This is a genomic window from Rhizobacter sp. P5_C2 (genome assembly GCF_054049715.1).
In genome coordinates this window covers 20,717-41,506 of record NZ_JBFULV010000010.1, presented here as the reverse complement: position 1 = coordinate 41,506, position 20,790 = coordinate 20,717, and the positions used below count along the sequence as shown (strand labels likewise).

Here is a 20,790-nt window from a genome sequence, read left to right as displayed (position 1 = left end):
ATGTGATTTCGCGCCCCGGGCTGCACGACGGCCCGGGTCGACGACGCAGCGGCTGCCTGACGGCGTGCCTGCTGCGTCTTGTGTTTTGTTTGACCTCAGCTTCAAGGAGCCACCACCATGATGGTGCTTTACTCCGGAACGACCTGCCCTTACTCGCATCGTTGCCGCTTCGTTCTGTTCGAAAAGGGCATGGACTTCGAGATTCGCGACGTCGACCTCTTCGCCAAGCCCGAAGACATCGCGCTGATGAATCCGTACAACGAGGTGCCGATCCTCGTCGAGCGCGACCTCATCCTGTACGAGTCGCACATCATCAACGAGTACATCGACGAGCGCTTCCCGCACCCGCAGCTGATGCCGGGCGACCCGGTGGCGCGCGCCCGCGTGCGGCTGTTCCTGCTGAACTTCGAGAAGGAGCTGTTCTCGCACGTCAACGTGCTCGAGTCGCGCGGCCTGAAGCCCAACGACAAGCAGCTCGAGAAGGCGCGCGCGCAGATCCGCGACCGCCTGACGCAGCTCGCGCCGATCTTCCTGAAGAACAAGTACATGCTGGGCGACGACTTCTCGATGCTCGACGTGGCCATCGCACCGCTGCTGTGGCGCCTGGACTACTACGGCATCGACATGTCGAAGAACGCCGTGCCGCTGCTGAAGTACGCCGAGCGCATCTTCTCGCGCCCGGCCTACATCGAGGCGCTGACGCCGTCCGAGAAGGTGATGCGCAAGTGATTGCGTGACTGAACGCTCCGCATGGCCTCCACTCCCACGGCACCGGGCAACGCCGGCTCATCGACCCGCCCGTACCTGATTCGTGCGCTGCACGACTGGTGCACCGACAACGGCTTCACCCCGTACCTCGCGGTGTTCGTCGACCGGGGCGTGCACGTGCCGGCCGAGTACGTGAAGAACAACGAGATCGTGCTCAACGTCAGCTTCGAGGCCACCACGGCCCTGAAGCTGGGCAACGAGCTGATCGAGTTCAAGGCACGTTTCGGCGGTGTCGCGCGCGAGATCGCGGTGCCGGTGGACCATGTCATCGCGATCTATGCGCGCGAGAACGGGCAGGGCATGGCCTTCCCGATGCCCAGCGAATCGGCGGCCGAGACGGCCGGCGCGTCGGATGACGCCGCGCCGCCCGATCGTCCGGCGGGCGGCGGGCTGCGCCTGGCCACGACCGAAGGCAGTGCCGAGCCGGCGGCCGCGGCACCGGCACCGGCTGGCGAGTCTGAAGAAGACAAACCGCCCGAACCTCCGGCGGGCGGCGGCGGGCCGCGTCCGGCGCTCAAGCGCATCAAATAGAATCCCCGCCTCAGCCCTTGTAGCTCAGCTGGTAGAGCAGCGGTTTTGTAAACCGAAGGTCGCGGGTTCGATTCCTGCCGGGGGCACCACCATCGATCTGGCCGCAGTGGTCTAGGCCAGACACATTTCTTCATCAACCCCCTGACACACGTCAGGCCTCAGGTTGATTGAACCTTCACTCGTATTGCAGTAACCTGCCAGCCCCGGGCACGGAGTGTTTGCTCCATCCGGGGTTGCAGCTGGCGCAGCTTGGAGGCGACCGCAGAGTTGGCCGCAAGCAGAGACCAGCCCTCATCGTCGACCGGCCCGGGCTTCACATGCAGGGCCAATGTGGGTGGCAAACAGTTTCGTACCGCATCGAAGCGTGCATTCGACTCCTGCAGCAAGCGCTGCAAGTGAGCCAGAGGCGCACTTCGGCTCAGGGCCTCTTCGATGCGCAAGGCGTTGGGGGTGACCGGGGATGTCTTCGGTTTCACCGGAAGGAGTTTAGCGATGCAGATCCTGATCACGCACGGCACCTTGGCCCGAACGCGTGTATTGCGTTTCAACCGGTTCCAGGCCTTCGGCGCGCTGCTGGCGCTGGCCGTGGTGCTGATGCTGCTGTCCGGCACCATCTACCACGTGGTGTTCCTGAAGGCGGCGCGCGAAGGCTGGCCGGTGGTCAGCCAGATCGTCCGGCTGGTGGTGCGCGATGAATTCGCCCAGCGCGACCGGTTCGTGCGCGAGAACCTCGACGCGATGGCGCAGAAGGTCGGCGAGATGCAGGCCAAGCTGATCAAGCTCGAGGCGATGGGCGAGCGGGTCTCGGGCCTGGCCGGTATGAAACCGGAAGAGTTGAAACAGATCGTGCCGGCCGCCGTGTCCGGCGGGCAGGGCGGGCCCTTCGTGCCGGCGCGCACGCCGTCGTTCGATCAACTGACCGGCATGGTGTCGTCGCTCGACGAGGCGGCCGAGCAGAGCACCGACCTGTTCACGATGATCGAATCGCGCTTGTTCGAGCAGCGCATGCAGCAGCTGATGGTGCCCAACAGCCGGCCGATCGACGTGCAGGTCGGCTCCGGCTTCGGCTTCCGCACCGATCCGTTCACCGGGCGTGCCGCGCTGCACACCGGCCTCGATTTCCCGACCGACGTCGGCACCCCCATCATGGCCGCGGCCGGCGGCGTGGTGCGCTCCACCGACGTGCACCCGGCCTACGGCAACCTGCTCGAGATCGACCACGGCAACGGGCTGGTGACCCGCTATGCCCACACCTCGCGCATCGCGGTCAAGACCGGCGACCTGGTCCGGCGCGGCCAGGTCGTGGCCTATGTCGGCACCACCGGCCGCTCGACCGGCCCGCACCTGCACTTCGAGGTGCTGGTCGAGGGCGTGCCGCAGGACCCGGCGAAATTCCTGGCCGGCGGGGCGCGGGCCGGCAACACCGCGGCCGCGAAGGGTGCCGCCCGGCGCTGAGCCGGTGCTGAGCCGGCAACGGACCCCGGCCACGCCGGCGACGTCCGCTTGCCGTAAAATCCGCCGCTTTCGCTGTTCGTGCGCCGGGCTTGTAAAGGCGGGCCGCACCCTCAGCTCACCCCAGCATCCAAGAAGTCGGCCCCTTTTCTTTTCGAGAAGTCGCGAAGAATCGTGAGAGGTCGCAGCTGCCTTCCGTATACCAACCCCTGACGCTGCATGTTGCCCAAGCTTCTCACCCAGATTTTCGGTAGCCGCAACGACCGACTGCTCAAGCAGTACCGGCTGGTTGTGCAGCAGATCAATGCGCTGGAGCCGCAGTTCGAGCAGCTCAGCGACGAGGCGCTGAAGGCCAAGACGGCCGAGTTCAAGGAACGCCACGCGAAGGGCGAAACGCTCGACGCGCTGCTGCCCGAGGCCTTTGCGGTCGCCCGTGAAGGCGGCAAGCGCATCCTGAAGATGCGCCACTTCGACGTGCAGCTGATCGGCGGCATGTCGCTGCACAACGGCAAGATCGCCGAAATGCGCACCGGCGAAGGCAAGACGCTGATGGCCACGCTGCCGGTCTACCTGAATGCGCTGGCCGGCAAGGGCGTGCACCTGGTGACGGTGAACGACTACCTGGCGCGCCGCGACGCCGAATGGATGGGCCGGTTGTACAACTTCCTGGGCCTGACGGTCGGCATCAACCTGCCGCAGATGTCGCGCGAGGAGAAGCAGGCCGCCTACGCCGCCGACGTCACCTACGGCACCAACAACGAATACGGCTTCGACTACCTGCGCGACAACATGGTCTACGAGACGGCCGACCGCGTGCAGCGCGGCCTGTCGTACGCCATCGTCGACGAGGTGGATTCGATCCTGATCGACGAAGCCCGCACGCCGCTGATCATCAGCGGGCAGGCCGAAGACCACACCGAGCTCTACGTGCGCATCAACGCCGTGGTGCCGCAGCTGAAGAAGCAGATCGGCGAACTCGACCTGCGCACCGGCGAGGGCGTGATCGAGCCGGGCGACTTCACCGTCGACGAGAAGACGCACCAGGTCTTCCTGACCGAAGACGGCCACGAGAACGCCGAGCGCATCCTGCGCGAGGCCGGCCTGCTGGTCGAGGGCGCGAGCCTGTACGACCCGCAGAACATCACGCTGATGCACCATGTGTACGCCGCGCTGCGCGCGCGCCACCTGTACAACCGCGACCAGCACTACGTGGTGCAGGACGGCGAGGTGATCATCGTCGACGAGTTCACCGGCCGGCTGATGACGGGCCGCCGCTGGTCCGACGGCCTGCACCAGGCCGTCGAGGCCAAGGAAGGCGTCGAGATCCAGAGCGAGAACCAGACCCTCGCGTCGATCACCTTCCAGAACTACTTCCGCATGTACGGCAAGCTGTCGGGCATGACCGGCACGGCCGACACCGAGGCCTACGAGTTCCAGGAGATCTACAACCTCGAAACGGTGATCGTCCCGCCGAACCGGCCGACGGTGCGCAAGGACGAACTCGACCTGGTCTACAAGACCAACAAGGAAAAGTTCAACGCCGTCATCGACGACATCCGCGACTGCGTCAAGCGCGGCCAGCCGGTGCTGGTGGGCACGACCTCGATCGAGAACTCGGAGCTGATCTCCACGCTGCTGCAGAAGGCGCAGCTGCCGCACCAGGTGCTGAACGCCAAGCAGCACGCGAAGGAAGCCGAGATCGTCGCGCAGGCCGGGCGCCCGGGCGTGATCACGATCGCGACCAACATGGCCGGCCGCGGCACCGACATCGTGCTGGGCGGCAACGTCGAGAAGCAGATCCAGCTGATCGAGGCCGACGACGCCGTCGCCGAAGCCGACAAGGTCTCGCGCTCCGACACGCTGAAGAGCGAATGGCAAGGCCTGCACGACCAGGTGAAGGCGGCCGGTGGCCTGCGCATCATCGCGACCGAGCGGCATGAGTCGCGGCGCATCGACAACCAGCTGCGCGGCCGCTCGGGCCGCCAGGGCGACCCGGGCTCGTCGCGCTTCTACCTGTCGCTCGAAGACCCGCTGATGCGCATCTTCGCCGGCGACCGCGTGCGCGCGATCATGGACCGGCTGAAGATGCCCGAGGGCGAGGCGATCGAGGCCGGCATCGTCACGCGCAGCATCGAGAGCGCGCAGCGCAAGGTCGAGGCGCGCAACTTCGACGTGCGCAAGCAGCTGCTCGAGTACGACGACGTCTCGAACGACCAGCGCAAGGTGATCTACCAGCAGCGCAACGACATCCTCGAGGCGCCGCAGCTCGATGCCCAGGTGGCGAGCCTGCGCGAGAGCACGCTGACCGACGTGGTGCGCACCTACGTGCCGGCCGAGAGCGTCGAGGAGCAGTGGGACCTCGATGCGCTCGAGAAGACGCTGCGCGACGAGTGGCAGCTCGAGCTGGCGGTGAAGGCGCATGTCGAGAAGAGCCAGGCGATCACCGACGACGAGATTGTCGAGATGGTGGTGAAGGCCGGCCACGAGGCCTTCGCGGCCAAGCTCGCGATCGTCGGTGCCGAGCAGTTCATTCCGTTCGAACGGATGATCCTGCTGCAGCAGATCGACCAGCACTGGCGCGAGCACCTGGCGGCGCTCGACTACCTGCGCCAGGGCATCCACCTGCGCGGCTATGCGCAGAAGAACCCGAAGCAGGAGTACAAGCGCGAGGCCTTCGAGCTGTTCAGCCAACTGCTCGATGTCGTCAAGATGGACGTGACCCGCATCCTGATGACGGTGCGCGTGCAGACGCAGGAGCAGGTCGCGCAGGCGGCCGAGGCGATCGAGGAACGCGCCGAGGCCATCAGCAACGTGACCTACACGCACCCGAACGAAGACGGCAGCGTGTCGCAGGAGCCGGATGTGGCGCGCTTCGCGCAGATGGTGGCGAGCGGCATCCCGCCGGTCGGCCGCAACGACCCGTGTCCGTGCGGCAGCGGCAAGAAGTACAAGCAGTGCCACGGCAAGCTGGCCTGATGGGCCCACCCCCGAGGCGCTGGCGCGCCTCCCCCTCAAGGGGGCGCCGCCAGTGGCCCGGCAGAGCCGGTTCCACGGCGGCCGCTGGGTCTTGACCGTTTGATGCGATCAGCGGAGCCTTCGGGCTCCGTTGTCGCATGTGGAGAGGACTCTGATGGATGAAAGCACGCTGCAAGGCGCGCCGCGCGAGCTGTTCACGCCGCGGCTGCGGCTGGAGCATCCGCGCGAATCGCACGCGGCCGTCGTGATGGAGAGCGTCAATGCGTCGCTCGGCGAGCTGCGCTACATCGCGTGGGGCCAGGTGGCTTTCACGGCCGCCACGGCCGAGCGCTTCTGCCGCCGCAATGCCGAGCGGGTGGCAAAGGGCGAATGCCTGATCTATTTCGCATTCGACCGCGAGACCGGCGCGTTCGTCGGCAACCTCGACCTGCACAGCTTCGAGTTCGAGGTGCCGCGCTGCCAGATCGGCYACGTGGCCGATTCGCGCCAGGCCGGGCGCGGCCTGATGCACGAGGCCGGCACGGCGCTGATGCAGCTGGCGTTCGGGCTGGGCGTGATGCGCATCGAGGCCTGGTGCGATGCGCGCAACCACCGGTCGATCGGGCTGGCCGAACGCCTGGGCATGAAGCGCGAAGGCGTGCTGCGGGCCTATGAGCGCGACGAAAGCGGTGAGCTCAGCGACCAGGTCGTGCTCGCGAGACTTCGCGATGACATCGCGCCTTTCTACAATGCGTTTCCCAACCTGATGCCCGACTGAGAGACCGCCATGCCCGTCAACCTGAGCGCCCCCGATCCCAAGACCCTGCACCCCGTTCCCGGCGTCAAGCTCGGCATCACGATGGCGGGCGTGCGCAAGGCCAACCGCCGCGACCTGAGCGTGATCACGCTGGCCGAGGGCTCGCAGGTGGCTGGCGTCTTCACCAGCAACCGTTTCTGCGCTGCGCCGGTGCAGCTGTGCCGCAAGCACCTGGCGAGCGGCACCGGGCCGCGCGCGATCGTGATCAACACCGGCAACGCGAACGCCGGCACCGGCGAAGACGGCCTGGTGCGTGCGTTCTCGACCTGCGTCGCGCTCGCGCGGCACCTGGAGCTGGCACCGGAGCAGGTGCTGCCGTTCTCGACCGGCGTGATCATGGAACCGCTGCCGAACGGCCGCATCGAGGCGGGCCTGCCGGCGGCGCTGGCCGACCTGAAGGAAGACAACTGGGGCGTGGCCGCCGAGGCCATCATGACGACCGACACGCTGCCGAAGGCGGCGTCGCGCCAGCTGCGCATCGGCGGCAAGACGGTCACGGTGACCGGCATCAGCAAGGGTGCCGGGATGATCCGCCCGAACATGGCGACGATGCTGAGCTTCGTGGCCACCGACGCGGTGATCGCGCCGGCGCTGATGCAGAGCCTGGTGAAGGAGGCGGCCGACCTGTCGTTCAACCGCATCACGATCGATGGCGACACGTCGACCAACGATTCGTTCGTCGTCGTCGCGACCGGGCAGGCCGGGCACGCGCCGATCACCAGCGTCGACAGCGTTGAAGGCGCGGCGTTGCGCGAGGCGCTGGTCAGTGTCGCGCAGCAGCTCGCGCAGGCGATCGTGCGCGATGGCGAGGGCGCGACCAAGTTCATCACGGTGCAGGTCGATGCCGGCGGCAGCGAAGCCGAGTGCCAGCAGGTGGCGTATGCGATCGCGCATTCGCCGCTGGTCAAGACGGCGTTCTTCGCGAGCGACCCGAACCTCGGCCGCATCCTGGCGGCGGTGGGGTATGCCGGCATTGCCGACCTCGACCAGACGAAGATCGACCTGTTCCTCGACGACGTGCACGTTGCGAAGCAGGGCGGGCGCAACCCGAGCTACCGCGAGGAAGACGGCCAGCGCGTGATGAAGCAGAGCGAGATCGACGTGCGGGTGGTGCTGAACCGCGGGGTGGCTTCGGCGACGGTGTGGACCTGTGACCTGAGCTACGACTACGTGAAGATCAACGCGGATTACCGGAGCTGAGTCTTTCGCTCGTCTGCGCTTGCAAAGGCGCGGGTGGGGAGGCTGTGGCTCGCCGGCCGGTGCGGTCATTGCCCCTGGCGGGGCAATGACTTCCCTCCGCTGACTGGTTTCATGGCCCGTCGCCCAAACTCCCGCCGCTCACTTCGTTCGCTGTGGTCAAACAGTGGGCGACAGTCAGTTCACGAAGCGTGCTGCGCACGCGGGCCATGAAACCAGCCAGCTCCGGCGCCCCGTCCCTATTGGCGCTCCACAGCCTCCCCACCCGCGCCTTTGCGGGCACCGCCCCTCTGTGTTTGGGGGAAAAGATTGAAGTGACCGACAAGCGTGCAGGTGCTCGCATGCTCGTCGGTCACTTCAATCTTTTCCCCCAACAAGAGCTGGTGGTGTTGAGCGGCGGGTGAGGGAGTGGGCTGGGGGCGATTTCTGAGGCGACGGAGAAGATCGGCTTTGGGGATGGCGTGCGCCAGCACGCTTCGTAGACATACTCATCGGCACTGTTTGACCACAACGAACGAAGTGAGTGGAGGGAGTTTGCCGATGCATCCCCAAAGCCGAGCTTCTCCGTGGAGTCGGCCCGCCAGGGCCGACCGCCGAGGCATGAGCCCCCAGCCCACTCCCTCACCCGCCGCGACGCGACGCGCAACAAGCCGCAAAGTCAGCGCCAACGCTTTACGCCACTCAAACTGCTCAAGTAGATCCACGTCCGCCAGGCGATGAACGCCGGCGCCCACAGGATGTCGAGGAAGGTCTTCGCAGGGACCCCGCTCAGCAGGTTGCCGGCGATGAAGTACAGCAGGTACGCCGGCAGCAGCGCGAAGGCCAGCACGAACTGCCACGAGGCGAATCCGCAGACGGCTGCTGCCACGACGATCGCGACGAACAGCAGGCTCAGCTGTACCGCGTGCGAGGGCAGCAGGAAATCGATCAGCAGGTTCAGCGCCGCCCCATCGCCGCTCGCACGGAAACGCGCCCACAGCGCCCGCACGCTGCGCCCGACGATCGCCGAGCGCCCGCCGGCCCAGCGCCTGCGCTGCGCCGCCGCTTCCTTCGCCGTCTCCGGGATCACGCTCGATGCGCGCGCATGCTCCAGCCAGTGCACCCGCTGGCCGCTGCACACCAGCTTCACCAGCATCTCCTGGTCCTCGACCATCGTGTCCGAATGCCAGGGCATGCGCTGCAACACATCACGCCGGAACACCATGCCGTGGCCGCGCAGGTTGCAGCTCCAGCCGGCCTGGCTGCGCGCCAGCTCCTCCAGCCGGTTCTCGACCACCGCGTTCATGTAGTTCAGCCGCGAGAACAACGTGGCCTGCCAGTTGTGCACGCCGACCCGCCCCTGCAGCACCGCATGGCCCTCATGCAGGCCGGCCGCGGCCTGCTGGAAGAACAGCGGGTCGACGAGATTGTCCGCATCGAAGAAGGCGACCGCGTCGAGCGCCTCGCCGTGTTTCGCCTCGAGCATCGTGATGCCCTCGGCCAGGCTCGCGGTCTTGCCGCGCGCACCGCTCTGGCGGTCCAGGCAGTCGAAGCCCGCGGCACGGATCTCGGCCACCGTCGCATCGGTGCAATGGTCGGCGACGAACAGGATCGCCAGCTGCTCGCGCGGGTAGTCCACGCGCGCGAGCGACGCGAACAGCGGGCCGAGCACGCCTTCCTCGTTGTGCGCCGGCACCAGCACGCCGAAGCGCTTGTCGCGGCGCGGCGCCAGCGGGGCCGGCGCGCGCACGCCCCACAGCCCGCGGATCGCCTGGTAGAAGAAGATCGCCGCCACCCCCAGCACCAGCGCGCTCGCGGCCAGCGCCGCGACCATCCACAGCGCGTGCATCATGCGGCGCTCCCTGCCGCAGGGGCCGGCGCACCGGGGCGCACCAGGCCGGCTTCGTAGATCTCGACCATGCGCTTCATCCGCGCATCGAACAGGAAACCGTCGCGCACCTTCGTGACCGCCGCCGCGCCCATCGCCATGCGGCGCGCCGGGTCGCCAAGCAAGGCCGCGAGCGATTCAACGAAGCGCGCCAGGTCACCCGGCGGTACCAGCAGCCCGTCGACGCCGTCGCTCACCACCTCCGGAATGCCACCGACCGCCATCACGACGCCCGGCACGCCGTGCAGCATCGCTTCGAGCAGCACGTTCGGCAGGCCTTCGCGCAGCGAGGCCATCGCCAGCAGGTCGAGCGCCGGGTAGATCGCCGGCAGGTCGTTGCGGTGGCCGAGCAGGTGCACCGCGCCGTCGAGCTTCAGCTGCGCCACCTGGGCCTCGATCTCGGCGCGCTGCGCACCTTCGCCGGCGATCAGGAAACGCGCCTTCGGGAAGCGCTGCGCCAGCTGCGCGGCGGCCTCGACGAACAGCCGGTGGCCCTTCTCGATGCCGAGCCGGCCGATGATCGCGACGACCTGCGCATCGTCGTCCAGGCCCAGCGCCGCACGCGCATCGCTGCGCGCCTGAGCGCCTTGTGCCTGGTACGAGCTGCGGATCGCGTTGTGCACGACGGTGATCTTGCGGTCCGGCACGCCGGCGGCCCTCGCGAGCTGGCGGTAGCTCTGCGACACGCAGACCACGCGGTCGAAGAAGCGCCACAGGAAGGCCTGCAGGCGCTCGTACAGCCGCACCTTCGCGTTCTCCGACGTCCAGCCGTGTGCGGTGGTCAGGGCCGTGACCTTCGCGCGTCGCGCGGCCAGCAGCGTGTACAGGTCGGCCTTGTAGCCGTGGCTGTGCGCCACCGTGCCGGGCTGCGCCGAGAGCTTGCCGGCGAGCGCGCGGATGGCGCCCAGGTCGAGCTTGCCGGCCGACTGCAGGCATTCGTAGTCGATGCCGGCCTCGCGCACCTTGCGCGAGATCGGCGTGTCGTCGGTGTTCCAGATGTTGATGATCCGGACGTGCCAGTCGCTGCCGCGCAGTGCGAGGCATTCGTTGATCACGGTCTTCTCGGGGCCGAACACGTCGTCGGCGCTGATGATGTGGATGAGGGTCTTCACACGGTCTCCAGGACGCCGAAGCGCAGGCCGGCTGCGCGGGCGTTGTCCAGCAAGCGCGGCAGGGCCTGCGCGGTCACCGGGGTGTCGTCATGGAACAGCAGGATGTCGCCGTCCGTCAGGGCTTGCGGCGTGACCCGCGCTTCGAGTTCGGCGGCCTGCTGCACGAACGAGTCGCGGGTTTCGAACGACCACATCACGATCTTCACGCGGTTCAGCAGGCACCAGCCGATGCGCAGCACCGACAGCTCGCCGTACGCCGGCCGGTAGCTGCGCAGCCGCACGCCGAAGCGCGCCGCCACCGCGCGCATGCGGCGCAGGTCGTCGAGCTGCTCGCGCCAGCTCATGTCGGCGCAGTGCCGGTGCGTGAAGCCGTGCAGCGCGATCGCATGGCCGCGCGCGCGCACCTCGGCCACCAGCGCTGGATGGCGTTCCATCTCCTGGCCGATCATGAAGAAGGTGGCCTTCACGCCGCCCTGGTCCAGCGCGTCGAGCACCTGCGGCGTGACGACAGGGTGCGGGCCGTCGTCGAAGCTCAGGTACAGCCCGGGCGCGTCGCCACGGTAGCGCAGCACCGGGCTCAGCAGCTTGCGCAGCACAGCCTTGATCACTGCAGGCCTCCGGCATAGATTTGCAAATAGCGCTGGGCGGCGCTCTCGAGCGAGAAGGCTTCGCGCTGGCGTTGCGTGGCGGCGCGGCCGAGCACGCCGCGGCGGCTCGCATCCTGCAGCAGCGTCAGCATCGCATCGGCGAACGCAGCCTCGTCGCCATCGGGCACCAGCAGGCCGCTCTCGCCCTGCAGCACGGTCTCGGGGATGCCGCCGACCTGCGTGCCGACGACCGGCAGCCCGGCGCGCATCGCCTCGAGGATCGCGATCGACACGCCTTCGTAGTGCGACGACATCAGGAACACGTCGGCCGCCGCGAGCAGCTCGGCGACATCGTTGCGGAAGCCGAGGAACTCGACGCGGGACGCGACGCCGAGCGAGGCGGCCAGCGCCTCGAGGGCCGGGCGATCGGGGCCGTCGCCGACCAGCTGCAGCCGTGCATCGGGGCGCGAAGCCGCGACGCGCGCGAATGCGCGAATCATCATCGCGTGGTTCTTCACCGCCGCCATGCGCCCGACGGTGATGAACGTGGTGCCGCGCCGCTCGCCCTGCAGCGACACGCGTTCGTCGATGCCGTTGTGCACCGTCTCGACGCGGCGTGCGTCGATGCCGATGTTCTCGACCACGTAGCTCTGGATCGAATGCGACACCGTGACGATGCGCTGGTGCCAACGCGCCGCGAAGCGCTCCAGGCGGTGGCGCAGCGCGAGCTTCAGGCGCGGGATGAAGCGCTGGCCGTAGTCCTGGTAATTGCCGTGCACCGTGTGGACGAGCGGAACGCCGGCGAGCTTGGCGGCGAGCGCCGATTCGAGGTAGACACCCCACAGATGCGAATGCATCACGTCGAAGCCCTGCTCGCGCACCAGGCGTGCGAGGCGCCACGGCACGGTCAGGTCGTTGCCTTCGCCCTTGCCGAGCGAGAACACCTGCACGCCGTCGCCCAGGCGCTGGGCCAGTTCGCCGCTGTGCTTCACGCAGCAGACGGCGGGCTGGCAGCGGCCCTTGGTGGCGGCGACGAGGTCGACGACGACCTTCTCGGCACCGCCGAAGTCCAGTGTTTCAATGACATGCAGGACTCTCATGCTCGGTGTGTCGCGGTGGGTGAGGGGATGGGCTGGGGGCTCATGCTGGGGCGGTCCGCGCCCCCTGGGGGGCGCGGACTCCACGAAGAAGCTCGGCTTTGGGGATGCATCGGCAAACTCCCTCCACTCACTTCGTTCGTTGTGGTCAAACAGTGCCGATGAGTCAGTCTACGAAGCGCGCTGGCGCGCGCCATCCCCAAAACCGATCTTCTCCGTCGCCCCAGAAATCGCCCCCAGCCCMTCCCCTCACCCCCCGCGAAGCACCGCTCACTCTTGTTGGGGGGAAAAGACTGAACAGACCGACGAGCATGCGAGTGCACGAACGCTTCGTCGGTCACTTCAATCTTTTCCCCAAAACACGGAACGACGGTGCCCGCAAAGGCGTGGGTGGGGAGGCTGTGGAGCGCCAATAGGGACGAAGACCGCACCGGCCGGCGAGCCACGGCCTCCCCACCCGCGCCTTTGCAAGCAAGAACAGAGCAGCAGCTCACGCCACAACCTCCTCACGTAACGAAGAGGCTTTCACCGCCTCGTTCCGACACAGCCGCTCGATCTGCTGGTACATCTCCCACGCCGTCACGTAGTGCAGCGAGAACCCCGGCCGATCGCGGAAGCGCTTCTCCAGCTCGGTCCACATGCGCTGCATGCCACCGTCGAGCAGGGCCCCCGCGGTGCGCTCCTCCGCGCCATGCGTGTGCACCTTGATGAACAGGTGGTTCTCCACCCCCTCGATGCCGATGGCCGCCTGCTCCCACAGCGCGACGCGCGCCGCCGTCGGCAGGGCATCGGCCGAGATCTCGCTCGATTCGATGCGCGGCATGATGCCGGCCTTGCGGTCGCTCCAGTTCAGCGCCAGCGGGCCCTGCACCATCAGCAACTCCTTGCCCTGCAGCCACTCGCCCACGCGCGCATCGCGACCGTGGTCGTGCGACTTGCAGCAGCCCGCTTCGCCCTGCGCGAAGTAGATCGAGTTGATCTTGCTCGTCTGCGTGTCGCTCGGCGCCGACGGCAGCGTCATGTCCATGCGGCAACCGGTCTCGTGCAACACGTCGAGCTCGTTGTTGACGCCACACCAGCGGCCGTCCGGGCGCGAGTTGTCCAGCGCCCAGTTGCCGTGGATGAAGGCATACAGCACCTGGCCCGTCACCGGGTCCTTGCGCAGCAGCCCGTGCCGCTCGTTCAGCAGCTTCGTGAAACCGCTCAGCGTCTTGCGCAGGTTCTCGGCCGTGTCGTTGTCGTGGTGCAGGTGCACCTCCACGTCGCCGAAGCCGCGCTTGCACAGGTCGGCCAGCTGGTCGAGGATCACTTCGTCGTACTCTTCCTCCGGGTAGAAGAACGAATGCTGCGGATGCCTGCCGTTGCTGTCGGTGTGCTCGGCGGCGATCTTCGGGTAGCGGTCCATCCAGCGGTCGACGCGCGCCCGCGCGGTAGCGAGATCGGGCTTGTGCCAGAACGGCTCGTAGTGGTCGGCGAAGCAGAAGTGCACATGCGTGTGCTTGTGCGTCATCCTGGCGCCGCGACCGTGCAGCCTGCGCGGCCACTGCTTCAGGTAGCTCGCGATCCACAGGTCCATGTGGCGCGAACGCAGCAGGCGCCACACCACGCCGGCGCACGCGGCCACCAGCACGAGCAGGATCAATGCGGCCATCATCGTCGTGCCTCTCATCGTTGCGCCTTCCGCCAGCTCGTGCCCTGCTTGCCGGTCACGAAGCGCACGAAGCCCAGCAGCGCGGCCAGGTTCATCGTGCAGAAATAGAACGGCACGTACAGCGCCGTCGGCAGCGGCCCGCGGCGCAGGCGCAGCCAGCCGGCCCACGCGGTACCGTAGAACAGCAGTTGCAGCACGACCAGCCCTTGGTACACCGCCTCGCCGGTCGCGGCCAGCCACAGCGAGCCGACGGCGATCGCCACCAGGAACAGCGGCACCAGGTAGCGCAGCACCTTGTGCGACAGGTAGGCGAGCGCGAACCACGACAGCGGCGGCAGCAGGCGGCGCCACTGCTGCGCGATGGTCTGGAAGCCGCCGGCCACCATGCGCACCTTCACGAAGAAGTCGTCCTCGATGCGGATCGACGCGTACTCGGTGGATCGCGCCGCCGGCTCGTAGAGGATGCGCTTGCGCTGGTCGACGATGTCGAAGGTGATCTGTGCGTCGTCGTTGATGATGTCCTCGGCGATCGGCCGCCACAGGCCGCGGCGCATCGCGAAGATCTCGCCGTCGGCGTTGGTGATCGAGCCGATCTGCCCCTCGGCCAGCTTGATCGCCGATTCATAGCGCCAGTACAACCCGTCGCCGACGCTGCTCTCGCGGTCGCCGGCCTCGCGGATCTGCTTGACGCCGCACACGCCCCCCACCGCCGGGTCGGCGAAATGCTGCACCAGCGCCTTCAGCGCATCGCGGTTGAAATCGTTGTTGGCGTCGGAGAACACCACGATCTCGCCGGTGGCCGCCGCGACACCGCGGTTCAGCGCCGCCGTCTTGCCGCGCCGCGGCGCCTGGTGCATCGAGACCGCGCCGCGGTGTGCATAGCGCGACACGATCTGCGGCGTGCTGTCACTCGAACCGTCGGAGACGACGATCAGCTCGATCGGGTGCGGGTAGTCGAGCTCCAGCGAGTTGAGGATCTTGCCCTCGATCACCCGCTCCTCGTTGTACGCGGCGATCAGCAGCGTGACGCGCGGCCACTGCGCGCTGCCCTCGGGCGACGCGGGATAAAGGGCCGCGGCGCCATGGCCGCGCCAGCGGGCGATCAGCAGCACCAGCGCCGGGTAGACCGCATAGTGGTACAGCACCGCGGCAATGCTCAGCAGGACGATCAGTTTCATCACGACGCCATTCTCGAATTCTTCAGGTCAGGGGGCGCGCCGCGGCGCGCGGTGCCGGGGCGGCGGGCAGCACGCTGGCCAGCGCGGCAGGCGCCGGGGACCGCACCAGCAGTTCGATGCAGCTCTCGATCAGCGCGTTCAGCTCGGCACTGGCCTGCGTGGACCACTGGCCGTGCCAGCGGCAGCCGATGTGGTGCACGACGACCAGCGCGCGCAGCACCGGCACCAGCCGCTCCGGCAGCCGCGTGGCGCGCCAGTACTCGGCCTCGATGGCCAGCTCGTTCGGGCTGACCCGGCCGGCCAGCAGCGCTCGCGCCGCCTGCAGCCAGCTCTCGCCGCCCAGCATGCGGTTGTAGGTCAGCAGGTAGGCCATGTCGATGTACGGCAGCCCGCAGAGCATCGCATGCTCCCAGTCGATCACGCCGGTGATCTCGCAGGTCTGCGGGTCGTACATCACGTTCTCGATCTTGAAGTCGCCGTGGCTGCAGACGTCCAGCCACACATGGCCGAGCACGTGCTCGCGCATGTGCTGCGCGAGTCGCTGCAGCGCCGGCGCGGCCTGCGGGTTGCGCAGCACGGCCGAGTCGAAGATCGGCTGCAGGCTTGTCTCCCAGGCCTCGTCGTCCATCACGCGCTTCACGCAGGTCACCTCGTGCAGCGCCAGCAGGAAGCGCTGCGCGGTGCGCGTCACGCGCTGCAGCCCGGGCACGGGCGCGTCGGCGGTCACGCCGCGCATGTGCTGCAGCACGAAGCAGTCGTTGCCGTCGAGCTTGAAGCGGTCGAGCACGCGCGGCAGCAGCACACCCAGGTGCGCCGGCAGCAGCGCATGCAGGCGGCGCAGGCTCTCGGCCTCCTGCACACGGCGCGCCACCGCGAGCGGGTCGCGCGTGATCACGACGACGCGCGAGGTCTCGCGGTCGGAATCGGGCCGGAAGGTCGCGATCACCTTGCCGCTCAGCAGCACCAGGTACTGCACCCACTGGAACTGGCTGCCGCCGGCCTGCAGCGTCAACGCGACCGCATCGATCAGCCCCGGTTGCGAATCGCCGATCCAGCCGACCGCCGCCAGCGCCGGCGCGAACCAGCGCGCGGCCCGCGGGCCCCACAGCCATTGCTTGATGCGCTCGCGCGTCAGCCCCTGGTTCTTGGTCGGCAGGTAGCCGGTGGGCGCGATGGCCTCGCTGATGCCGGCGTATTCGTTCAGCAGCAGCGGGTGCACGCGCGGCGCGCGCACGCCGAGGCGGCGCAACTGCGAGGCGAGCGTGAACCACGGCCAGGCGCTCCCGCCGCGCAGGCCGCGCGTCAGGCGATCGCGGCTCAGGCCGAAGCGGTTCGGCGTGGCCAGCAGCACGAAGGCGCCGTCGCGCAGCAGCGGACGCGCCTGGGTGAGCAGCCGGCTCAGGCCGCCGCGCACCTTGGCCAGCGCGCGGCCGCTCAGGTCGCTGACGACCAGGCCGTCGAACGCGATCGGCGCGGCGCGGTGCAGGTCGTCGAGCGCGATCACCTCGACGTGCGTCCAGCCGTGCGCCCGCACGCGCTGTGCGAGTTCGTCGGCGCTGCGGCCGTCGGCGGCCAGCACGCGCACGCGCGCGCAGCGCTGCGCCAGCGCGGTGACCGCCGGTCCGCCGTCGTCGAGGCAGACGACCGAGCGGCCGCCCAGCGGCCCGACCAGCAGCTCCCAGCCCTCTTGCCACGGCGGGGCGTTGCGCAGCTCGGCCGGTTGCGAGATCACCGGCTGGACCGTCGAAGAAGCCGTCGAAGAGAACGCAGACGAGGCCATCAGACGAAGATTCCGGGAAAGGTCATGCGGGCCATGAACAAGGGGTGCGGGATGTAGCGCTCGACCGCGATGCGCTTCAGCGCGAAGCGGTCGGCGCAGCTCGGGTCGTTGACGCCGTCGATGTAGGCCAGCGCGGCACGGTAGCCGCATTCCCGGGCGATCGCGACGACGCGGTCGTTGAAGGTGTAGCTCTTGCCGACCGGGTAGGCCAGCAGGTCGACCCGCTGGCCGGTCTCGCGGCGGATGGTCTCGCGCGACTGCGACAGCTCGAAGCGCACCCGCTCCTCGGTCTGCATCGACAGCACCGGGTGGGTGACGGTGTGCGAGCCGAACTCGATGCCGTGCTGCGTCATCTCGCGCACCTGGTCCCAGTTCAGCGCCGAGGTGGGCGCGGCATCGGCCGGCACGGCGTGGCGGGCGAGCAGCGCCTCCAGCTCCTGCAGCGCATCGCGGCGGCGCTCGTCGGCCAGGCGCTTCAGCACCGACAGCAGCCGGTCGGACGCGGCGCGGCGCGACGCCACGTCGGACAGCTCCAGCGTCAGGTCGGCCAGCGGCAGGCGCAATGTGCCGGCGGGCGCGCAGAACAGCAGCGTCGACACGCGGTCGAACCAGAACGGGTCGCGGCTGCCGATGTACAGCGTCGACAGGAAGATGGTCGCCGGCACGTTCATCTCGCGCAGCAGCGGGAAGGCGTGGGTGTAGTTGTCGAGGTGGCCGTCGTCGAAGGTGATCGCGACGCTGCGCGGCGGCAGCGCCTGGCCGCGCTCGATCACGTCCATCGCGTTCGACAGCCCGATCGGGTTCCAGTGCTCGCGCAGGAAGGCGAGCTGGCGGCGGAATTCGGCGACGCTCGCGCTGATCAGCTCGGGGTCGGCCGCGAAGCGCGATTCGTCGCCGAGGTCCTGGATGCGGTGGTACGCGAGGATGGTCAGCCCGCGCGGCCCGCTGCGCAGGCGCGCGCGGGTCACCCCGGCCATGTCCAGCCACCTCGCGAGCATTGCCTGCTTGCCGACCATGGTGTCCCCTCGCTCCGTGACTGCTAGTAGTACCCCATGATGAACACCTTGAAGGCCATGTAGTACGCGACCTGGAAGGCCACGATGAACATGAAATCCCTGCGGGTGAAACTCACGGGTTGTGTGGTGAAGCGGCCCACTGCGGCCGTCATTCCCAGGAGGAAATACATCACTTCCGTCTCGAGCGAGACGAAGAGCGAACTGATCAGGTAGCCCGACAGGCTCATCATCACCGCGAGCAGCGCCTGCTTCTCGGTCGGGTCGGTGGCTTCCTTGAGCCGCACCACGATGTGCTTGAAGCCCATGTAGATGATCGCGATCCACAGGAACATGCCGGGGAAGCCGGTCTCGCCCATCGCCTCGAGCGCCGAGTTGTGCGCGACCAGCTTGCGGGTGTAGACCGCGAAGTTGCCCTTGCCGACGCCGAACAGCGGGCTCTCCTGCACCATCTGCAGCCCCATCGCCCACATCTCGACGCGGCCCTGCGCCGAGTTGTTGGCGTCCTTGGTCTCGGTCAGGTACGACGGCGCCGCGGCCAGCGCGATGCCGCCGCAGGCCGCCGCGATCACCAGCTTGCCCAGGCTGATCTTGAAGCGCGAGACGATGAACATGCCGACCATCGCCGCGGTGGCCAGGATGCCGCCGCGCGAGCCGGTGTAGAAGGCCGCGAGCAGCAGCGGGAAGGTCAGCCCGACGGCCGCCACCACGCGCAGCCACAGCGCATACGGGCTCACCATGTACTGGAACGCGAACGGCGCGGCGGCGGTGAACATCACGCAGAACACGCCCGGGCCGTCGAAGATGCCGATCCAGCGGATGCGCGACTTCAGGCCGATCGACGAGGCCGAGCCGTCGATCCAGGCATAGCTCTGCCCCGCCCAGCCGATGCCCTCGGCGTTGTTCATGTGCTGGATGCCCTCGATCGCGATCAGCAGTGCGAGCGCGATCAGCGCATAGCCGGTGCGCTTCAGGTCGGTCACGTCGCTGATGGTCGCGCTGACGAGGCGGTACACCAGGAACAGCTTCGCGTAGTAGACGAGGTAGAACTGGCCGATGTCGGTGAGGCCGGCCACCATCACGCTGAGGAAGATCCACACGTACATCAGCAGGAAGAAGTAGTCCTGCGTGCGGAAGCGGAACACCTCGCCGAGCCGGCCGCGCGACGCGAGCACCAGGATCCACATCGGGTAGACGATGTAGTCGACCCGCAGGCCGAGCAGCGGCGACCACCACAGCTGCGGCGCGACGAGCAGGCTGCCGAGGAACAGCCAGATGGGCAGCACGGCGAAGCTCATGTCGCGGCCCCGGAAGGCCGGCCGAAGCGCTGCAGCAGCTTCGCGCGTGCGGCGGCCAGTTCGGCCGGCTCGATCACGCGCGTCGCGACGATGCCGACCAGGAAGGCGGCGCTGAGCACGAAGCGCAGCGGCAGGCTCCACAGCAGCGGCAGCCGGTCGGCCGCCTGGCCGGCGACCGCGACGGCGATCACCAGCGCGAGCAGCGTGCCGAGCTTGCGCCATTCGTAGTGCACCGGGAAGAAGCGCTGGCTGATGCGGTCGGTCATCACCACCGAGACGATCGAGACGCCCAGCACCGAGAGGCAGGCGCCGAGGATGCCGAAGGCCCAGATCAGCGGCACGCCCAGCACCAGGCCGGCGACGCAGGCCGCGAGCGCGATGTGGAAGATGCTGCTGGATTTCTTCTGGTAGTAGATGCCGGTCTGCAGGGGGTAGGTCAGCACCTGCAGCACGGCGGCGCCCACCAGCCACGGCAGGTAGCGCGCGGCTTCCCAGTAGGCGGGCGCCGCGATCAGGCGCAGCGCATCGCCGGCGAACAGCACGATGGCCAGGCCGATCAGCGACAGGATCACCGCGAGGTAGCGCACCACCTGGGCCTGGATGACGCCGGCGTCGTCGCGCTCCATGATCGTGAAGCGGAACGCGCCGTAGGCCCGGTTGATCGGCTCGCCGACCAGGTCGGACGCGAGCTTCGACAGCTTCAGCGCGAGTGCGTAGATGCCCAGTGCCTCCAGCGACACCAGCGACTGCAGCAGGAAGCGGTCGGCGGTGCTCGCGACGACACCGACCATCGTGGTCCACAGCAGCGGCAGGCTGTAGCGCAGCACCGGCATCAGCTTGGCCCATTCGAAGCGCAGCCCGCAGTCGCGCAGCGTCACCCACGACAGCAGCGCGAAGCCGAGCGCGACGGTCAGGCAGTTGCCGGCCATCACGCCTTCGACGCCGGCGTTGAAGTGCATCAGCGCGACCGAGTTGGCGATCACCTGCACCACCAGCTTCACGAACGAGACGACGATGAACAGCATCGAGCGCTCGACCGCGCGCACGTAGGCGAGGCCGACCTGCGACGCGAGCTCGAACACGATGGTGGCGAGCATCCACTGGATCGCCCAGCCGAGCGACTGGCCCTTGAACAGCCAGGCGGCGAGCGGGTTGGCGAACAGCGAGACGACCAGCACGCCGATGATGGAGATGACCAGCGAGGCGATCAGGTTGGTGCTGACCACCGAGCGGCGGTCGGCGGCGTCCTTGTAGTCGAAGTAGAAGCGCAGCGTCGCGTGCGCGATGCCGACGCCGAGCACGCCGGAGACGACGGTCGACACCAGGTACAGCGTTTCGAGCGTGCCGTATTCGGCCGGCGACAGCAGCCGGGTGTAGATCGGCAGCAGCAGGAAGGCGCCGACGCGGTTCAGCGCATTCCCGATGGCATAGATGCCCGAGTGCTTGAAGAAGCGGCCGACTTCCGAGGCGGTGGAGGACATGGGGAC

17 protein-coding genes and 1 tRNA gene are annotated in these 20,790 nt (G+C 68.1%); 7 read left to right on the top strand and 11 right to left on the bottom strand.

The window, feature by feature from the left end; translation table 11 throughout:
* Window positions 1-117: 117 nt before the first annotated feature.
* The 3 genes from ACXJLU_RS05405 (at window position 118) to ACXJLU_RS05395 (ending at window position 1,388) form a co-directional block, all read left to right on the top strand.
* Window positions 118-729, top strand: coding sequence for a glutathione S-transferase N-terminal domain-containing protein (locus ACXJLU_RS05405; protein WP_073465586.1), 612 nt, complete (start codon window positions 118-120; stop codon window positions 727-729).
* A 21-nt stretch (window positions 730-750) separates the two neighbouring features.
* Complete coding sequence (locus tag ACXJLU_RS05400; protein ID WP_457329431.1) at window positions 751-1,299, top strand: ClpXP protease specificity-enhancing factor; 549 nt, start codon at window positions 751-753, stop codon at window positions 1,297-1,299.
* Window positions 1,300-1,312: 13 nt separating this feature from the next.
* Window positions 1,313-1,388 (top strand) — tRNA-Thr (locus ACXJLU_RS05395).
* 69 nt (window positions 1,389-1,457) lie between these two features.
* On the opposite strand, the gene ACXJLU_RS05390 is transcribed toward ACXJLU_RS05395, so the two are convergent.
* Window positions 1,458-1,775 carry a DciA family protein gene (locus ACXJLU_RS05390; protein WP_073465584.1) on the bottom strand — a complete coding sequence of 106 codons (318 nt, stop codon included), beginning with the start codon at window positions 1,773-1,775 and terminating at the stop codon, window positions 1,458-1,460.
* 16 nt (window positions 1,776-1,791) lie between these two features.
* Between ACXJLU_RS05390 and ACXJLU_RS05385 the strand changes: the two genes are divergently transcribed.
* From ACXJLU_RS05385 to argJ, 4 genes are all read left to right on the top strand, one after another.
* On the top strand, window positions 1,792-2,754 hold the full coding sequence (locus ACXJLU_RS05385) for a M23 family metallopeptidase (protein ID WP_457329430.1): 963 nt from the start codon (window positions 1,792-1,794) through the stop codon (window positions 2,752-2,754).
* Window positions 2,755-2,970: 216 nt separating this feature from the next.
* On the top strand, window positions 2,971-5,727 hold the full coding sequence (gene secA, locus ACXJLU_RS05380; protein ID WP_073465582.1) for a preprotein translocase subunit SecA: 2,757 nt from the start codon (window positions 2,971-2,973) through the stop codon (window positions 5,725-5,727).
* 154 nt (window positions 5,728-5,881) lie between these two features.
* On the top strand, window positions 5,882-6,484 hold the full coding sequence (locus ACXJLU_RS05375; protein WP_457329429.1) for a GNAT family N-acetyltransferase: 603 nt from the start codon (window positions 5,882-5,884) through the stop codon (window positions 6,482-6,484).
* 9 nt (window positions 6,485-6,493) lie between these two features.
* Window positions 6,494-7,723 carry a bifunctional glutamate N-acetyltransferase/amino-acid acetyltransferase ArgJ gene (gene argJ, locus ACXJLU_RS05370; RefSeq protein ID WP_457329428.1) on the top strand — a complete coding sequence of 410 codons (1,230 nt, stop codon included), beginning with the start codon at window positions 6,494-6,496 and terminating at the stop codon, window positions 7,721-7,723.
* Between the two features lie 655 nt (window positions 7,724-8,378).
* On the opposite strand, the gene ACXJLU_RS05365 is transcribed toward argJ, so the two are convergent.
* From ACXJLU_RS05365 to ACXJLU_RS05320, 10 genes are all read right to left on the bottom strand, one after another.
* Window positions 8,379-9,551, bottom strand: coding sequence for a glycosyltransferase family 2 protein (locus tag ACXJLU_RS05365; protein ID WP_457329427.1), 1,173 nt, complete (start codon window positions 9,549-9,551; stop codon window positions 8,379-8,381).
* Window positions 9,548-10,699, bottom strand: coding sequence for a glycosyltransferase (locus ACXJLU_RS05360; protein ID WP_457329426.1), 1,152 nt, complete (start codon window positions 10,697-10,699; stop codon window positions 9,548-9,550). Before ACXJLU_RS05360 ends, ACXJLU_RS05365 begins: the two co-directional genes overlap by 4 nt.
* Window positions 10,696-11,307 (bottom strand): polysaccharide deacetylase family protein, encoded by a 612-nt coding sequence (locus ACXJLU_RS05355; RefSeq protein ID WP_457329425.1) that lies wholly within the window; start codon window positions 11,305-11,307, stop codon window positions 10,696-10,698. Before ACXJLU_RS05355 ends, ACXJLU_RS05360 begins: the two co-directional genes overlap by 4 nt.
* A complete protein-coding gene (locus ACXJLU_RS05350) occupies window positions 11,304-12,386 on the bottom strand; it encodes a glycosyltransferase (RefSeq protein WP_457329424.1) in 1,083 nt (360 codons plus the stop codon). Before ACXJLU_RS05350 ends, ACXJLU_RS05355 begins: the two co-directional genes overlap by 4 nt.
* Before the next feature lie 487 nt (window positions 12,387-12,873).
* A complete protein-coding gene (locus ACXJLU_RS05345; RefSeq protein ID WP_457329423.1) occupies window positions 12,874-14,052 on the bottom strand; it encodes a hypothetical protein in 1,179 nt (392 codons plus the stop codon).
* Window positions 14,049-15,212 carry a glycosyltransferase family 2 protein gene (locus ACXJLU_RS05340; RefSeq protein WP_457329422.1) on the bottom strand — a complete coding sequence of 388 codons (1,164 nt, stop codon included), beginning with the start codon at window positions 15,210-15,212 and terminating at the stop codon, window positions 14,049-14,051. Before ACXJLU_RS05340 ends, ACXJLU_RS05345 begins: the two co-directional genes overlap by 4 nt.
* Window positions 15,213-15,234: 22 nt before the next feature.
* Window positions 15,235-16,944, bottom strand: a complete 1,710-nt coding sequence (locus ACXJLU_RS05335) for a phosphotransferase family protein (RefSeq protein ID WP_457329421.1) — start codon at window positions 16,942-16,944, stop codon at window positions 15,235-15,237.
* A gap of 47 nt (window positions 16,945-16,991) precedes the next feature.
* Window positions 16,992-18,008 carry a polysaccharide deacetylase family protein gene (locus tag ACXJLU_RS05330; protein WP_073468516.1) on the bottom strand — a complete coding sequence of 339 codons (1,017 nt, stop codon included), beginning with the start codon at window positions 18,006-18,008 and terminating at the stop codon, window positions 16,992-16,994.
* Window positions 18,009-18,031: 23 nt separating this feature from the next.
* Window positions 18,032-19,303 (bottom strand): O-antigen ligase family protein, encoded by a 1,272-nt coding sequence (locus ACXJLU_RS05325; RefSeq protein ID WP_073468517.1) that lies wholly within the window; start codon window positions 19,301-19,303, stop codon window positions 18,032-18,034.
* Window positions 19,300-20,784, bottom strand: a complete 1,485-nt coding sequence (locus ACXJLU_RS05320) for a lipopolysaccharide biosynthesis protein (RefSeq protein ID WP_457329420.1) — start codon at window positions 20,782-20,784, stop codon at window positions 19,300-19,302. The genes ACXJLU_RS05325 and ACXJLU_RS05320 overlap by 4 nt, the downstream gene beginning before the upstream one ends.
* Window positions 20,785-20,790 lie beyond the last annotated feature (6 nt).

Coding starts and splice junctions, on each gene's coding strand:
- ACXJLU_RS05365 (WP_457329427.1), bottom strand. CDS start 9,551: ATGATGCACGCGCTGTGGATGGTCGCGGCGCTGGCCGCGAGCGCGCTG.
- ACXJLU_RS05405 (WP_073465586.1), top strand. CDS start 118: ATGATGGTGCTTTACTCCGGAACGACCTGCCCTTACTCGCATCGTTGC.
- argJ (WP_457329428.1), top strand. CDS start 6,494: ATGCCCGTCAACCTGAGCGCCCCCGATCCCAAGACCCTGCACCCCGTT.
- ACXJLU_RS05330 (WP_073468516.1), bottom strand. CDS start 18,008: ATGGTCGGCAAGCAGGCAATGCTCGCGAGGTGGCTGGACATGGCCGGG.
- secA (WP_073465582.1), top strand. CDS start 2,971: ATGTTGCCCAAGCTTCTCACCCAGATTTTCGGTAGCCGCAACGACCGA.
- ACXJLU_RS05385 (WP_457329430.1), top strand. CDS start 1,792: ATGCAGATCCTGATCACGCACGGCACCTTGGCCCGAACGCGTGTATTG.
- ACXJLU_RS05400 (WP_457329431.1), top strand. CDS start 751: ATGGCCTCCACTCCCACGGCACCGGGCAACGCCGGCTCATCGACCCGC.
- ACXJLU_RS05325 (WP_073468517.1), bottom strand. CDS start 19,303: ATGAGCTTCGCCGTGCTGCCCATCTGGCTGTTCCTCGGCAGCCTGCTC.
- ACXJLU_RS05350 (WP_457329424.1), bottom strand. CDS start 12,386: ATGAGAGTCCTGCATGTCATTGAAACACTGGACTTCGGCGGTGCCGAG.
- ACXJLU_RS05345 (WP_457329423.1), bottom strand. CDS start 14,052: ATGAGAGGCACGACGATGATGGCCGCATTGATCCTGCTCGTGCTGGTG.
- ACXJLU_RS05340 (WP_457329422.1), bottom strand. CDS start 15,212: ATGAAACTGATCGTCCTGCTGAGCATTGCCGCGGTGCTGTACCACTAT.
- ACXJLU_RS05320 (WP_457329420.1), bottom strand. CDS start 20,784: ATGTCCTCCACCGCCTCGGAAGTCGGCCGCTTCTTCAAGCACTCGGGC.